The 17,209-nt window shown below is 36.1% G+C and carries 11 protein-coding genes; 2 read left to right on the plus strand and 9 right to left on the minus strand.

All coding sequences use genetic code 11. The annotated features are described in order from the left end of the window. Positions 1–28: 28 nt before the first annotated feature. The 6 genes from BR50_RS03975 to BR50_RS04000 all read right to left on the minus strand — a co-directional run bounded on the left by BR50_RS03975 (position 29) and on the right by BR50_RS04000 (position 9,633). Complete coding sequence (locus BR50_RS03975; protein ID WP_034546486.1) at positions 29–1,819, minus strand: ABC transporter ATP-binding protein; 1,791 nt, start codon at positions 1,817–1,819, stop codon at positions 29–31. Beyond that, positions 1,819–3,573 (minus strand): ABC transporter ATP-binding protein, encoded by a 1,755-nt coding sequence (locus tag BR50_RS03980; protein ID WP_034546488.1) that lies wholly within the window; start codon positions 3,571–3,573, stop codon positions 1,819–1,821. Before BR50_RS03980 ends, BR50_RS03975 begins: the two co-directional genes overlap by 1 nt. Positions 3,574–4,122: 549 nt before the next feature. Then, positions 4,123–6,246 carry a type IA DNA topoisomerase gene (locus BR50_RS03985; protein WP_034546490.1) on the minus strand — a complete coding sequence of 708 codons (2,124 nt, stop codon included), beginning with the start codon at positions 6,244–6,246 and terminating at the stop codon, positions 4,123–4,125. 406 nt (positions 6,247–6,652) lie between these two features. Then, positions 6,653–8,020 carry a D-serine ammonia-lyase gene (gene dsdA / locus BR50_RS03990; RefSeq protein ID WP_034546492.1) on the minus strand — a complete coding sequence of 456 codons (1,368 nt, stop codon included), beginning with the start codon at positions 8,018–8,020 and terminating at the stop codon, positions 6,653–6,655. Positions 8,021–8,166: 146 nt separating this feature from the next. Continuing rightward, positions 8,167–9,222, minus strand: a complete 1,056-nt coding sequence (locus tag BR50_RS03995) for a PTS sugar transporter subunit IIC (protein WP_034546494.1) — start codon at positions 9,220–9,222, stop codon at positions 8,167–8,169. A gap of 51 nt (positions 9,223–9,273) precedes the next feature. Further along, a complete protein-coding gene (locus BR50_RS04000) occupies positions 9,274–9,633 on the minus strand; it encodes a RidA family protein (protein WP_034546496.1) in 360 nt (119 codons plus the stop codon). A gap of 195 nt (positions 9,634–9,828) precedes the next feature. On the opposite strand from BR50_RS04000, the gene BR50_RS04005 reads away from it, so the two are divergent. Continuing rightward, complete coding sequence (locus BR50_RS04005; protein ID WP_034546498.1) at positions 9,829–10,533, plus strand: helix-turn-helix transcriptional regulator; 705 nt, start codon at positions 9,829–9,831, stop codon at positions 10,531–10,533. A gap of 180 nt (positions 10,534–10,713) precedes the next feature. Here BR50_RS04005 and BR50_RS04010 read toward each other — a convergent pair whose 3' ends face one another. From BR50_RS04010 to BR50_RS04020, 3 genes are read right to left on the minus strand one after another with little or no spacing between them, the layout of a single operon-like run. Beyond that, positions 10,714–12,825, minus strand: coding sequence for a DEAD/DEAH box helicase (locus BR50_RS04010; RefSeq protein ID WP_034546500.1), 2,112 nt, complete (start codon positions 12,823–12,825; stop codon positions 10,714–10,716). Continuing rightward, the gene (locus BR50_RS04015; RefSeq protein WP_034546502.1) at positions 12,825–14,153 is read right to left on the minus strand and encodes an ATP-binding protein; all 1,329 of its coding nucleotides are present in this window, start codon (positions 14,151–14,153) and stop codon (positions 12,825–12,827) included. The genes BR50_RS04010 and BR50_RS04015 overlap by 1 nt, the downstream gene beginning before the upstream one ends. Next, positions 14,146–15,906, minus strand: coding sequence for a tellurite resistance TerB C-terminal domain-containing protein (locus BR50_RS04020; RefSeq protein WP_034546504.1), 1,761 nt, complete (start codon positions 15,904–15,906; stop codon positions 14,146–14,148). The genes BR50_RS04015 and BR50_RS04020 overlap by 8 nt, the downstream gene beginning before the upstream one ends. Before the next feature lie 327 nt (positions 15,907–16,233). Between BR50_RS04020 and BR50_RS04025 the strand changes: the two genes are divergently transcribed. Continuing rightward, entirely contained in the window at positions 16,234–17,088 is an 855-nt protein-coding gene (locus BR50_RS04025) for a DegV family protein (RefSeq protein ID WP_034546505.1), read from the plus strand. Positions 17,089–17,209 lie beyond the last annotated feature (121 nt).

Below are 17,209 nucleotides of genomic sequence, written 5' to 3' on the forward strand. Positions count from 1 at the left end.
ACTATTTTAAAAAAATAGTTTAATTAACTTATAAATCGCCTGTTTTTTCTTGATAAGTCTGCAATTGATACATATCATAATACGTACCTTTTTTATCGATCAATTCATCATGGCTGCCTTGTTCAACAATTTCACCATTATGCAAAACGATGATCTTATCTGCATCTTTAATAGTAGACAATCGATGAGCTATGATCAATGAAGTCCGACCTTTGCGCATATTAGCTAATCCTCTTTGGATTTTTTCTTCCGTTTCTGTATCAATATTGGCTGTCGCTTCATCAAGGATCAGAATACGCGGTGACCGCAAGATCGTTCTAGCAAAACTGATCAACTGCTTTTCTCCAGCAGATAAACTTGCCCCTCGTTCAATAACCTTTGATGCATAACCATTCTTCATCTCAGATATAAACTCATCAGCATAGACAAATTCAGCCGCTTTTCTAACTTCGACTTCTGTATAGGAAGTGTTATACATACGAATATTATCTGCAATATTGCCATAGAATAAGAAACTATCCTGCAATACTAATCCCATTTTATTTCGAAGCCCTTCTATTGGCATATCTTTCAAGGAATGGCCGTCAATGGTTATTTCGCCTTCATTGTACTCGTAAAAGCGCATCAATACATTGATAATTGAACTTTTACCTGATCCAGTTTGACCAACAAAGGCCACTGTTTGACCTGGTTTCACTTCAAAATTGATATTACGCAATACTTGTTTCTTTCCATCGTATGAAAAATTCAGATTTTTAACCTGAATGTGCCCTTCTGTGATCATACCCTCTTTTTCTGATGTAGATTGCGGTGCGAGCTCTTTATTATTCAGCAATTCTTGAATACGGTGCCCAGAAACAATCCCATCTTGTAAAGAACTTAAGCTGTTCATCATTTGACTGATGGGTTGAAAGAACGAGCGAGAATAGGCCGTAAATGCATATACTAAACCAATATCAACTGCACTTTGGTTCCATTCTTGATACCCAAATATAAGCAGTACAGCTACTAGGGCAATCGACTCGATCACATTGATAGCTGGTGCTAATAACAATGCGTTCATGCTGTACATTGAACGACGAGAAGCTACATACTCTTTATTGATATCACTAAATTCATTAATCAAACGCTCTTCTTGATTGTACTTCTGAATAATACTCATTCCACTAATAGATTCACTTAAACTAGCATTCAACTGGCTCAATACCGTTCTCATGCGACTATAAATGAGAGTACTTTTCTTTCGATAGATTCCTGCGATCCACACAATAAAAGGTGTGAAAAAAAGGAATACTAATGCCATCCGCCAATTTAAGGCAAACATAGCAATCGTGATCGAAATGACATTAAATAGTCCATTGGAAATATTTAAAAAGACTGTCCAAAATTCTTTGATCGTTTCTGTATCATTTGTTACTCTAGAAACAACTGTACCTGCAGGTGTTTGATCAAAATACCTCATTCCCAATGAAACAACTTTTTCGTACAATTGATTTCGGATGTTGGCTACCGTTCTTTCAGAAGCCGTATTAAATAGAAAGTCTTTTGCATAAGAAGATACCGCCCTAAGGATGGTCAATACTCCATAAAAGATTACTATACGTACCGTGATCTCCATTGTTGCTGTTCCATTTGTTAAATAAGTGTCAATGTAGCGCTGAATGATAATGGGTAAATAGGCAGTAATTGCTGCACTTAATGCCAGAAACAGAAAAGAAAAGATAAAAATAAATTTATTTGGTTTTGCAAAACGAATCAGACTAAGTAAAACATGTCTGGATTCTTTAGCGGAAAAGGATACTTGTTTTTGTGCGGCCATTAAACTCCCTCCCCATCTAATTTTTTCTCGAGCTGCTGCTTGTGGTACATGTTGTTATACCAGCCTTTTGATTCAATTAATTGTTGGTGAGAACCCCGTTCACTGATACTTCCTTTTTCCATTACGATGATTTCATCTGCATTCATGATCGAACTGATGCGATGTGCAGAAATAATCGTTGTTTTGTTACGTCTTTCTTTTTTCAATAAGCTTAAAATATTTTCTTCTGTCTGAGCATCCACAGCTGAAAGAGAGTCATCTAAAATCAAGCATTCCGGTTCTACAGCTAAAGCTCGAGCAATAGCGATCCGTTGCTTTTGTCCACCAGATAGAGAGACGCCTCGTTCGCCAACTTTTGTATCATAACCTTCAGGAAATTCCAGAATATCTTCATGGATGTCAGCTAATATTGCATATTTCTCAACTGCTTCTTGCGACAGATCAGGATTTCCAAAGCGGATATTTTCTCGAATCGTTGTTGAAAATAAAAAGTTTTCTTGCGGAACGATTGCTATCCCTTTTTTTAACGACTCTAATGCATATTCTTTGATATCAATATCATTGTAAGCGATTCTTCCATCGTACTGATCATATTCACGCATCAATAGTTTATATACCGTACTCTTTCCAGAACCCGTTCTGCCAACAATGCCTAACATATTTCCTCTTTCTAAATGAAAGGAAACATCAGTTAAAACTGGATTTTCATCATCAGGAAAAGTAAATGAATGCACGTCAAAACTGATATCACCGGCTAGCTCTTTACGATACGGATTTTTTATTTCTACAATCGAAGGTTCATAATTTAGTAAAACTTCTACTCTATCATAAGCCGCACTTCCTCGTTCTAGGGTATTGATCAGACCCCCTACAGCTAACAGTGGCCATTGCATCATACCGATATAGCTAATAAACGCTACTAAGTCTCCGATAGATATCCGTCCACTTTGAACATAGTTACCACCTACAAGTATAGCAATCACATAGGTCATTCCCATAATGATTTCTATACTTGGATTCAAGGCTGCTTTTAATTTGTAAACAAGTTGATTTTTATTTACAACACGTTGTGTTTCTTCTTTAAATGCCGTAAAATCTTCTTCTTCTTCACCAAATGTTTTTAAAACTTTCATACCTGTTACACTTTCTTGAACATGATCATTCATTGCGGAAAAAGCTTGCAATGCACCACGGTAACGGGCATGGATCATTTTACCTAGATACGTTGAAACAAAGATCAAGATAGGCAGCGGCAGAATGGAGACAAGTGTAAGCTTCCAATCAATGAAAAAGAACATTGAAAAAAGTGTCACACCACCTAATGATAAGGCATCTGTTAACGTTAAAACCCCATCAGCTGCAACAAATCGAATAGCTGCCAAATCATTTGTAGCATGGGCCATCAGGTCTCCTGTGCGATATTTTTGATAAAATTCAGAATCCATTCGTGTGAAAAATGAGAATAAACGATTACGCAAAATAGATTCAATGAGCGTAGAGTTCCCAAATAACGCTATTCTCCATCCGTAACGTAACACATACATCACAAGTGAAAAGATAAGGATCAATGTGACCCAAAAAAGCAAAATCTGCCAATTTAACGTTCCTGCTATAAAATGGTCAATAATGGTACCGATGATCTTTGGATTCATAACTTGTAAAATAGCACAAATAATTAGAGCTGTAACCCCAAAGGTATAGCTTTTCCAACGCAATTTAAAAAACCAGCCATACTTTTTAAACGTATTAAACATTATTTCATTCCTTTCATTTTGTCTTCCGCAATGCTATGCCGGACTACATCCATATCCATAAAAAAACAAATAGAAAGAAAACTTCCTATTTGTTCTTAATAGTAGTTGTTTTTATTGTTCTATTTTTTTGACTCTATCATCAATCAATACCTCTTGTGCGACCTCTACCGTAATACTTTTATGGCAATACTTGAAAGTCATAAACGCATAATACGCCACAAAAAAAATGGTAATCACTCTTTCGTAAAACACATAAAATATTATACCTTTAAATTCCTCTTTAAACCATCTATTCTTAATATAGGTCATATTCTATCTATGTGCAACTAAATAACCTACATTCGAAAAAATTTATCACTATACCGTTAATAGTGACCATCCTTTTACCAAAGTAAAAACGATACATTTGATTCATGTCATCTGGCTATTACGAGAAATCTATTTTTTGGTTTTCTTGTGGTAACTTAACCCTATCAAATTAGAGTTCTCTATCAAGTGGAGAATGCTGCTTCGGCAATGCTAACATCCGTAATTTTAAATTAAACTAAATTAGTTAGAGAAAGGTTTAAAGGTTAATTTGTAGTCTTCTGTTAATAGAAGTGCAGCTGAAAAAGTTTGTCCGTTTTTTTTCTTAAAGCCTTTTAATAAAGGTGTTTCTTTTGTTATTAAAAGTTTTTTAATCGTTGCTTCAGATAATAATTTCCCTATATAACGTTTCGGCAACGTAAACGTGCACCCATTGCTGTAGCCGCTGCAGCCATAAAACTTCCCTTTATCGACGATAGTTTGTCCACATACAGGACATTTTCCAATCACCTGTTTTGTTTGATTCAAACTAGTTGTATGCGTAGACCAATCTCTACTCTCAATAACTTTGGTACTAGACTCTAATGTATGATGAATAAATTTTTGAATATTGTCTAAAAAAGCTTGCTGTGTACCTTCTTCTTTTTTTATTTTCTTTAAATAGGTCTCCCATTTAGCAGTCATTTCCGGACTGCTTAACAAAGTATTCCCTACTGCTTGACACAATATTGCTCCTTTTTGGGTGACGGTCACATTATTTTTTTGGATCTCAATATAGTGTTGTTTTTTAAGCGTCTCAAGCACATTAGCTCTAGTCGCTTCTGTCCCGATCCCTTCTGTTGCTTTTAAAATTTCTTTTTCTTCCGCATTTTCCAATTCTTTGCCACATGTCTTCATAGCTGTAATCAAAGTACCTTCTGTGTAAGCTTTTGGCGGTGAAGTGAATCCTTCTGAAGTTGATAAATCTGCTTCAACTGATTCATTTTTTTGTACTAAAGGCAACTCTGTGCTCTCTTCTTTATCCGGCTTCTTGCTGTAAGAATACTCCAATTTCCGCCAGCCTTTATCTAGAATTGTCCTGCCTTTGCTTGTAAAAGGCAACCCTTTAACATCCACTGTGATCGTTGTTTCATCATACTTATAATCTGTTTCAAACATAGCCATCGTCCGCTTCAAAATGGTGAAATAAATTTCTTTTTGAATCGATGTCAGCTTGCCTAAATCTTTTTGAGTAGGCACCTTTTTAGTTGGAATAACGGCGTAATGCTCTTGAACTTTTGAACCGTTCACATACCGTTTTCGTTTACTTGTGTTAGGCTGCTCAATCGTATAGTTCAATACACCTTGATACTCGTCGATTCTTTCTAGCAAGTAACGAAACCCTGAATCGGTAATGTGCCGGCAATCGCTTCGAGGATAACTCACTAATTTAGCTTCATAAAGTGACTGGACATGTTTCAACGTATCTGATGGGCTCACTTTATATTTCTTGTTTATAAGACTTTGCAAGTCACTTAAGGAAAATAGAAGTGGTGAGGGCTGAGAGACTCGCTTCATTTCAACTGTCGAGATCATTCCAGGGTTGCTGGCTAATAATTGATGTTTTTTGATTAGATCCTGTAAATCTTTTTTTGTCGGAAATTTTTTATTGTATTTGGCTTTAAACACACCATTTTCAGCTGTCACGGTTGCCTGCATCTCAAAAAATGGTTCTGGAACGAAGTTTTCAATTTCTTTTTGACGTGTATAAATCATATAAAGGGTTGGTGTTTGGACACGTCCTACACTAAACACCCCTTCACTGATTCCTTTTTTCTGCAAAGAAAGTGTATACATGCGAGATAAATTGATCCCCACTAACCAATCGCTGATTTGTCTGGTTTGAGCTTCAACATAAGAAGAATAGAAATCTTTTCCATCTCTTAGATTAGAGAATCCCTTTTGTATTTCATCTGCTTCAAGTGAATTGATCCATAGCCGTTTGATTTCTTTGTTGCCTGCTTTTGCTTGGCTGATGATTGACCGCGCAATATTTTCCCCTTCGCGATCGCTATCAGTAGCGATCACAATTTGGTCTGCTTCTTTTAACAGTCTTTTTATGATATTAAACTGTTTGCTTTTGCCTTGCCCAACTTTAAATTTAAACGTTTGCGGAATAATGGGCAGTTCTTTCATATTCCATTTTTTCCATTCATCTTTGTATTCTTCTGGAGAAGCCAATTCAATCAAATGTCCGAATCCCCAAGTAATGATATCATTAGACGGATTTAAAATAATGTACCCATCTTTTTTTGAAAATTTACCAAAAGATTCAGCGTACGCTTGCGCCTGAGAAGGTTTCTCTGCAAGGATCAATGTAAGTCCCATTTGCTATCTCCCTTACTTTATCTTTTTTATCATTTAAGTATTGTTCTGTTTTCAAATCAAATTAGTGTAATCTCAAACTATTGTACCTTCTATTCTAAAGTATAGCTAATAGCAGTTTTATACTACTATATTATAGACTACTTCCTGCTTTTAGCAGCACTTTTTTCTAAGTTAGCTATTTCGGGTAACCACTATTTGTTGCTTACAGGATAAAACGTGCCTTTCTTTCATTATTATTCAGTGTATGCATGATAAAAAACACTATAGAGATAATCAGGCTGGCTGATTAACCTCTGTAGTGTCCTTTTTTGTTCTTTTGATTAGTAAATCTGTTGGATCCACTCTAATTATTTTTCTAATACTTTAATGCCGTGATTCCCAGCTTCTGGAGCTTCCTAAAATCAGCTTAAACTTTACTTTTTTCTAAGCCTTGTTTATAAAATTCTTCCATATCTTCTTTAGGAACCATACTTCCTCCAGTAGCCCAAGCGATATGTGTTGCCTGATCCATCTTTTCAGTCAATCCTTTTTCTGCTAAATAACGTTTTCCTTCTATTGTACCGAATAAACGAGCTACTCCTGGTACACCAGCTAAAGCTGCTGGTTCTAAGTAGATCTTTTCTTTATCGATCATAGCCGTCAAGAAATGTTGCGCTTCTTTTTCTTGCAGTGTAAAACCGCCGTCAAAGAAGTTTTTCATTAATTTTGAAACAAAACCTGACGTTCTCGGAACTGCTAATCCATCCATTCCTGTTTTACCATCAATATCAAAATCGTCTATCGATACTCCGTCATACTCATTGGTAATCAATCCTAGCATCATTGAAGGCATATGCGCTGGCTCTGAAAAGAAACAATGAACATTGTCCCCATAAACTTGTTTTAATCCGAATGTGATGCCACCTGGGCTTCCGCCAATACCGCATGGCAAGTATACAAACAATGGGTGATCTTTATCGACTTGAATTTTTTGTTCCTCTAATTGCTTTTTAAGTCGACTTCCGGCTACTGTATAGCCTAAAAATAGATCCACCGAATGTTCATCATCAACAAAATAGCACGTTGGATCTTGTTCTGATTGCATTCTTCCGTTTTCCACTGCCTTTGTAAAGTTTGTATTGTGTTCAATAACCGTTACACCATGAGACCTAAGTAAATCTTTTTTCCATTGCTTTGCTTCTACAGACATATGAACTGTGACTTCAAATCCTAGTTTTGCTCCCATTATCCCTACACTGATTCCAAGATTTCCAGTTGTTCCTACCATGATTTTATGTTTAGCAAAGAAATCACGAAAATCACTACTTGCGAAAACAACATAGTCTTCATCAATACTTTTTAGCAAACCATTTTCTAACGCTAATGTCTCTGCATGTTTTAATACTTCATAAATTGCTCCTCTTGCCTTGATCGTTCCAGCAATTGGTAATGTGTCATCACGTTTTAATAATAATCTTCCTTCAATGGCCGTATCATAGTAGCTCTCTAATTCAGCTTTGATTGCTGGAATCGCCGATATTTTTGATTCGATGATGCCTTTTGTTTTTTTGGTCTCTGGAAATGCCGTTTCAATATATGACGCAAAACGAGCTAAACGGGCTTCAGCATCATCTACATCCGTTTTAGAAAGGTTCACTTTTTTTGAGGCCGGTTCAAAGTCACTTTTGAAACGATTGACCCAAAAAACATTTTTCATGTTCATGATATCTTTTAAGACCGGAATCTCTTCTTTCCAATTTTCCAATGTTTTGCCTGCAATCACTTGTTCATTCATATTATTTCCTCCTAAAAGCACTTTAGTGGTATTTTTTATTATTTTCAAATTTCAGACTAATCATTTTGGATCACGATAACAGATTTCAACTTTTCATCTGCACTAATTTCATTAGCGCAGACCTTTTGCTTCTTTAAGATTACCTGTTAGGATAATACTTCAACCGTTCTTTTTTTGGCCAATCCACCGTCTGATCGAATTTCTTCAGCCGTTACGATTTTGGTATCTCTAAAGATATAAGATCCGAGATAGCCGCCAATTACACTTACAATAATAACTCCTAAAGCAGCGATCAATACCTTTCCTGCTGGATTGTACGCGAACATAACTGCAAAACCTGCAATCGGAGTGGCTGTACCTGGAGTATCGTTTACCAGTCCCATAAGTGCTACGATAATACCACTTGCTGCCCCTCCAATAAAGTTTGTTACATAAACAGGAAGAGGATTCGCAGAAATAATATCTGCTTGAGTCAAGGGTTCTATAGCTACCGATATAGTATCTTTTTTACTTCCAAATTTCAATTTGCTAAATAAAATATAATTCATGAATGATGATCCGAATACCGCTAATGCTCCGATAGCCATTGGAACTCCTGTTAAACCTAACATTGCTGTCAATGCCATTGAACTTAAAGGAGCTGTTGCGACTACTGTGATAATCCCCCCTAAGATGATCCCCATCATTATGGGACTAGAGTTAGCAGTAGCAGTCAATATTTCACCAATTTGAAGCAGTGTAGCATCTACGAGAGGAGAACTGATCGCTCCAATCAATCTAGCTAGAGGAGCAGCTACTACAATAATAACGATCAAATCTAATCCATCTGGTATCTTTTCTTCCATCTTCTTAATAACGAAAGAGATAAGATATCCAGCTATAAATCCAGGTAATATTCCCATACCCGATAAAGAAAGACCTACCAAAACAGCATATACTGGAGAAACGCCTAAAGCTAAAGGAACTAATATCGCGGCTGCTACTCCTCCTAGGCTTCCATTAGCTGCACCCACTTCTCCTAGAAACTTCAAATTCAATACATTTCCAAAAAAAGCATAATGAAAAGCTTCTACTAAAAAGCTTGCACAAGCTGCACTAGCCAATGCTCCCATTGCTTTCGAGCCGTGTGGTGCTTTGTAATTGAATATCGTGAAAAAAGACAGTACCGCTAATAGTAAAACCGTTCCAATTAATATATCCATTATATTCCCTCATTTTTCGTTTTTAGTAAAACTACTTTTCTATATCATGAATTATTTTAAAACGGCAATAGCTTCAATTTCGATCATAGCATTCTTTGGAAGCTTCGAAACTTCAAAAGCAGTACGCGTTGGATAAGGTTCTTCAAAAAATTCTGCAAATAATCTATTTACTTCATCAAAATTGGACAAATCTTTCAATAGAACCGTTGTTTTAATAATATCTTTCATTTTCAAATTCTCTTTTTCTAAGATAGATTGAATATTCATTAGCGATCTCTTACATTGTTCTGTAAATGTATCTTCTAGTTCATTTGTTTCAGGATTTATAGGTAATTGCCCTGATGTAAAAAGAAGGCTACCTGCTTTTCGGTATGGAGAATAAGGACCAATAGCTTGTGGTACATTGTACATATTATGTCACCTCCTTGTATTTATATTTTCACTATACCCCGAAAAGAAAACGGTGTCAATAACTTTTTATTATCATTTAAATAAATTATAATCAATGTTAAAATATAAAGTTAAGATACACATTTTTTATCATTGTGGTATAATCTTTGTAACTTACTTACATAATTACATGGAGGAAAAAGGAGGTCTTGTAAAATGAAAGAAGAGATATTTGATCAATACGAGAATTTAGTTTATTTTTTAGGTAAAACATTAGGTACTAATTATGAAATTGTGTTTCATTTGATTGAAGAAGACCATTCTTATATTGCTGCAATTGCAAATAACTCTATCAGTGGAAGAACAAAAAATTCTCCGCTTACTGGTTTTGCCTTAGAACTTATGAAGAAAAAAGAATACTTGAAAAGTGATTACGTAACGAATTATAAAGCGAAATCAAGTGGGGTAAATCACATTCAAGGCTCTACTTTTTTTATTAAAGATAATCAGGGTAATTTGGACGGTATGCTTTGCATCAATACAGATTATACAAAATACAAAAATATTGCTAATGACATTCTTCAGCTCATAAATATAACAAATGATGACTCAGATAGTCAAAACAATACAGTAAAATCCAATCAGCTATCCTCAAGTGCCGCTCAGGAAAATGGCGATGAATTTGTAGAAGTCCTTTCCAGCAATATAAAAGACATTATTTTTGAGGTTATTGGTCCTGGTGTTTTGAATGAGAACTTTTTATTGAATCAAGATGCAAAAATCCATATCGTGGAACAGTTAGAAAAGAAAGGTATCTTCCAACTAAAAGGGGCTGTTTCACAGGTAGCAGAAGTTTTAAATGTGTCAGAACCAAGCGTTTATCGTTATTTAAAGATTATTACAAAAGCGAATCAAGTTTAGAGTGCTGTTAACAGACCCTCGTTGACCAAATTGCTTATCACCTTTGGTTTAATGTCCAAAATAATTTTGCTTAAAAAAGAAATCAAACAGGCTAAGTTCTCTAAAGAACTTAGCCTGTTTGATTGTTTTTTCTATCCTTCTTGCTTACCGATCCACACTCTAAGCCTAATACATCAGAAGCTAGAACTCAGCTTGATGCTCAGTACCTTTCACGTCTCCTATAGAAAAAAAGTTAGTCAAAATCCACTTTATTTTCAATGATTTAGGTACCAACTGCATAAATTTTTGATGGGCCGTTAATTCTTCAATCGTCTTTTCATTTTTTTCTAGATATATCGCGACCCTTTCTAACGAATCTTCTTTCCCGTTAAGTCGTTCAATCATTTTTTTTATATTAGGACCTGTGATCAAAGAATATTTGTCATACAATTGGTATGTTTCTCCCTCTTCTGCAACACTCTTGATAAGAAGCAACAATGCGATATTGAATCGCGTTCCTTTGAAAGTCACGATCCCTATATTCGATTGTTTATCCTCATACCAATAATTTCCTACATCGTAGACCAAAGCACTCTTCAAATACTCAAAATCGTCTGTGATTTTCTCATTGTGCAAGGTCAAATAATTTTCATTTTTCAACAGTAATTCCATATTTTCTCGCACTTCATTGGAAACAAATCCTGCATCACTGATAAATTTTGGGGCCTTTCCTTCTGTTGTCTTTTCGACCATAATACGTTTTGCTTTGATATCGATATCTTTCACGTTCCATACCCTGCCTGCCAACAAAATTTTACTTTCGATTTGAATGTCAGGTGTAAACGGTAGACTACCGATACGCTCATGCTGGTAATGAACGGAAAAGTCACTAGTTGTAAGAAACATGGCGTAGAAATCTCTGGAGTTCAGCAACTTCTCCCCTTCCAAACCCACAATTGCTTCTTCACCTATGATCTCAATGAATTCTTTTTCTACCATATGATCAATCAATATTGCTAAATCTGTATCTGGAATTTCTGTCCATACTGGAAACTCTTTGTTCATTCGCATCAGCTTTTCCATTGGTATACTTGTCTTTTGGAAAAGAATGGCCATCATTTGATGTGCCATAGCATTGTAAGGTACTTCTACCATTTGCATAGCATCCATTTCTTTTCTTTCCAGTAAATCCAACGCTGAATATGTCTGGAGCATTTCCCAAGGGTCATCCTCCACAATATGCAAGATGCTTTGGTGGGTCCTGCGACCACTGCGTCCTAAGCGTTGGCTGAGAGAGGAAGTGGACGGAGGTGCCCCATATTGTACTACACTATCTACTGATCCTATGTCGATACCCAATTCTAATGTCGAGGTACAAGTGATCGTAAATAGATCTCTTTCGTTGTTTTTTGCAAAAAATTCGACCTCTTCACGTAATGCCTTGTCCACTGATGAATGATGAGCAAAATACCGAATAGGTCTATGCTCTTTTAGTGCCATTTTTTCCAATTTATGAGTAATTTCTTCTACCTTGTTCCTTGAATTTGGGAATACTAACATCGTTTCTTTTTGGGAATACTGATAAATTGCCGCTAAAGAATTTCTTGAAATAAATGGCCCTGTTTCGCCACTTGTGTAGTCTATTGTAACAAGCAAGTCATTTTTATCATGATCTACGAGGATATCCGTATCTCGATTGCTCCCAAAGAATGCTTTTGCGTGACCAAAATCTGTCTTGCTTAAGGTCGCACTCATTGCAATGAATCTCGGAGCCTGCATGAATTGGCTGATCCGTTGTATCAGGGATTGAAGATGGATCCCACGTTCTGTTCCTAGAAAACTATGCAGTTCATCAATGATGATCCACTCTACCCCTTTAAATAAGTGCTCCGCTTCGCCTGGGCGGTTCACCAGCATGCCTTCAATTGATTCAGGCGTGATCAACAAGATTCCTTTTGGTTGTTTCACGATTTTTCTTTTCTCTGCTTGGGATGCCTCACCATGCCACCTGGTAATTGGGACGTCCAAATATTGACATAGCTCATTAATGCGTTGAAATTGATCATTTATCAAGGCTTTTAAAGGTGAGATATACAAGATTTTAAGCCCTGTATCCCAGTCTTCCACGCCATTTACTGCCGGAATAAAAGCCGCTTCTGTTTTTCCTGAAGCGGTTGGTGCAGACAAAATAAGATTATGATTGGTTTGAGCAATCTGTTTGATCGAAGCACTTTGGATTCTAGTTAATTTTGACCAGCCTTTATCGTATATATAGTGTTGAATATCCATTTTCAATCTATCAAATGCCTGCATCAGTAAATCTCTATTTCATCATGGTCATCTGTGTCTTTCTCCACTAAAAAGGTCTTTCTTCCAAAACGTTCGGCAAGGATCTGACTAAAGGAATAATCTTGATTTTGGCGTAACAAAGATAAGATCTCAATATAATCTTTGATTACCGCACGTGGTGTCAAGAATGCCTCAGCTCCTGGGCGATTCAACTGTGCTTCCATGTATTCTTCAATAGCACGATCATCAACGACTAACATTGTTTGATTAGCGCTATTGTATATTTCCAACAATTTTTTCAAAAGAATAAAAATTTCTTCTGGAGTCAGTGGCTTCAAGTCGATAACGGTACTATTTACATTGACAAAACCTTTAACTTTCATCAGCTCATTACCAAATCGTGTTTTCAAAGCACCGTAGCTTGCTAACCCTCTTCGCTCATCATAAACTGTGTTTTTAGTTGCTCCAAAATTGATAAATAAACCTTTTGCTTCATTCGTTTTTGTTTCGTTGTACAAATTGAGGATCATTTCGTAATTTTTTTCTCGTGTCAAAGCTCGAGGTAATTTGTACAAATTGACGGATTCATCAAAATTGATGACAAATCCCTTATAACCAATTTTTAAAAATAATTCGGCTAAATTTTTCAATGCAATCAGATAATTTGAATCATTGATAATATTTTTTATGCCTAATTCTTTGGAAGCTTCTGTCTTGGTCGTGATATCCCCGCGGATCCAACGAATAGCCTCAATTTGAAGAGAAACATTGTCTTCTGCAATCCCTTCAAAATATTTCATCAATGCTTGGCCAAATTCATAGGATAGCCCTGACGAGTAAAAAGAATGCGTTGTTTTCAAAATAATATTTTCCACTAATTTCCAATTAGACTTTTCCAGCAACGCAGAGACGGCAAGCTCATTTTCTGCAGCAATCTGCTCGAGCAGCCCCTGGATCCATTGTTGGACAATTGTTTCGATGGCATTCCCATTGCGATTATTCTTAATCGTTATCTTATTGACGACTTCGTTATAAAGCGCCAGTGCTTTTCCTGATGAATCATAAAAACGGCGCGTCGGGGTCAAATCAATTGTGGACACAACAAAGTTCTTTTGCAACGCCAACGATTCAATCGTCCGCAAAACAAAACTTTTACCGGATCCAAAATCACCCACCCAAAAACGCAAGTCACTCGTGCCCTCTTCTAATTTCTGTAAGGTAGCAATAATTTCCTCGACTTCATTGCTCCTGCCTACCAACACATGCTGTACTCCTTTTATAGGAACGACACCTGCTTCTAAAGAGTCAATGATTGCTTGTGCGTCCTTCTTTCTAAGTTTCTTTTCAACCATCGATCCATTCCCTCATTTCTTCGATAAAATCCTCTTCAATGATGACTTGCTGTTGATAAATCGTCAATACTTGATCTTCAAATACGTCGTATAACACGTCATTTAATTCATTGAGATAAGCTTGATAGAGCTTTCCTTTATCAGCAGCTTTTTTCTTAAACTCTTCTAAAGACATTCCATTGTTTAATACTAGATTCGTTATGAATTCCATCTGCTCTACGGTCTGTGCTATTTCTGATTCATTAGTCTCTTCTAGAGTAGAGACCAGCACAGTATTATCAGGTTTCGTTTGTTCCTCTGCCAATGATAGATCCTTGTGTACAAGAATTTTTAAAGCAATATCCGGATCAATTGCTTCTTCGCCCAAATAATCATCGACCATATCAATGATCGTATACAGTGCCGAATTGGAAGCAGTGATCAATTCATTGTCCAACTTGATTTTTCTTCGTGCTGGCTGATTTAGCTCCTTCAAAATTATTGGTAATTTTTTATAAACCAAATCTTGAGCAGCCAGCAATGCTTGATAATCCTCTTGCCGAGTTGAATGAATAAAGCTATTACGTTGCTTTTGCATTTCTTTTGAGAGCGGAAAAGCTCTCTTTTCCATTAAGAAAATAAATACCCTGTTTTTATCTGGATCAGTACTATTCTTGATCACCTTAATGGCTATCTTCTTCAAATCTGGATCTCTGGCTATCTCCTCAAGCAACTCACAAACCTTCTCTACGGATTGCTCAATAATAAAATTTGCCGCCTCATTCCACGCCGTCTTATAGACGGTTCTTAAACTTGTTATGGTTGGATAATCGAATTTTAAAGTTGTTTTTTGATTTAGATATTCTTCAATTTTTTGTATCGATTCATTTGGCAAATATTTCTGTAGACTTTGCTGACTCTCACTAGCCGCCGATAAGCGAAATCCTTCAATTTCTTTACGAATGCTATTTTCAGCAAAGAGATAGAGGTCAGCTGATAGATGATTCGTTTCAAGCCAAACACGTGAATCTTCCAACGGCAACTGGAAATAGTTCCTGAAATAGTTATTGGGTTTTACTTTCCATCTGATTGTCTCATCTTTTAGATCCTCTAATACAATATGCAATAGGTCTGTGTACTTCTCCAAACAAAGTGTCATAAGAGCTGGTACTTCAGTAAACTTGGTGGGTCTTTTCATCAACTTATTGAAATAACTCATCTCAGTACTATCAAATACCTGCTCATCTCGCAACTTCCCTGAGGGATCCCACCAGATGATTTTTGTGCCATAGGAGGTCAATCTAAATTGTTCTCTCGTTTCTGCATTTGGAAAAGGAAGTCCTCCGCGATATTCATCCATTTCTTTTATAAGTAAGAAACGGATATCACTTGATAACATTGATTCCATCATATAAGAAATAAAATCAGCTGATTCTTTACTCTCTTGTCCATAGAAGGAACATACTAGATTTTTGGCTAGACGGTAAATCTCATCAAAAAGAGATTCACGGTAATAGTAGTACTCCGACCTCACATGTTTGATATTTTTATGTTTCTTTTTCAATTCAACATCGATAAAATCACATAATCTATTAAAGAATGCATCAATTTCCTGCTCAACTTGAGGCGTATGACCAGCATTTATTCTCATATAAGGCGTAATATAGCTTAACCATACTCGCTTTTTCTCTTTTTTAGGTTGTTTTTTTTCTACAATAAGATCTCTTGGATTGATAAAGGATTCTTCATTATCTACCAGTTCGATAATAGACATTTTTTGTTGTTCGGTTAATTGTTTCTTTTGAAGTAATTTGTTCAGAAATTCAAATATTTCAGAGCCCTCATTTCTAAGTTTCTAGACAGAATGTGTGTTCTTAGTATACGTCTACTGACAAGTAGATTCAAGGATACAAAACCTATATTCAAGGAACAAACAGCTTTTTTATTGATCTCATAATGAAAAATAGAGAGTGAAATTTTATATGTCCACTGCAATTATCATAAATCAAAAAAAAAAGCTTGATATCATTATACCTTCAGCGTTACTTATGATATGATTATCGTAATTATGTATACTAGAAAATATAATCAGGAGGTATTTATGACCAAATTTATTATCACTACCGAGAGCGGTTCCGACTTATCGCCAGAACTTATCGAACGTTACAACATTTATGTTATTCCAATGCATGTAACAATGGGTTCTGAAACCTTTGACGATGGCAGCTTTGATGTGGAAGATGTTTATCGTTTTTATGATAAAACTGGGACCCTACCTAAGACTTCTGGCTCTACTCCGCAAGACAATAGTATTGTTTTTGAACGTATCGTTGCTAAATATCCTGAAGCACATATTATTCATATCGCTTATTCAGCTGTAACAACTGTTTCCTATAATTCTTGTAACATTGCAGCTCAAGACTTTAAAAATATTCATCTTGTAGACAGCAAAAACGTTTCAGGTGGTTTGACAGCAGTAGTCGTTGCAACCGCAAAATTCATTGAAAAAAATCCAGACAGTACACCAGAGGAAATTGTAGCTTTTGTGGAAGATGTTCGCGAACGCACTCGTTTTGTTTTCCTACCTCAGTCGCTTCTTTATCTTAAAGCTGGTGGTCGTGTTTCAAACGTAGCTTACCTTGGTGCATCTCTTTTAAACCTTCATCCGACAATTATTCTTAAAGACGGCTATTTAGTTGCATCAAAAAAATACCGTGGCTCATTTGAACGCTGTTTAAAAAATACGATCAAAGATTTTTTCAAGAACTATGATATTGATCCAGACACCTTGATTATTGGCGGGACAAAAAGACTTAGTGAAGACCATAAAAAACTTGCTGTCTCTTTATTGCAAGAACATGGTTTCGAAAATCCAGCATCATTTACAGCTGGCGCAGTTATTTCAAGCCATGGCGGACCAGGCGCTTTCGGAATTATTGGGATTGAAAAAAGCTAGCCTCTATGAACGAGCACCCTATTAAAATTCATGTACTTATATTTTCTGACGTACCCGGATCTAGTATTAGAGATCTCGATGTGTCAGTTTTTTTGTGAGGAGCGACTTTTCGATTGCACAA

The organism is Carnobacterium alterfunditum DSM 5972 (genome assembly GCF_000744115.1).
GTDB classification, from domain to species: domain Bacteria; phylum Bacillota; class Bacilli; order Lactobacillales; family Carnobacteriaceae; genus Carnobacterium_B; species Carnobacterium_B alterfunditum.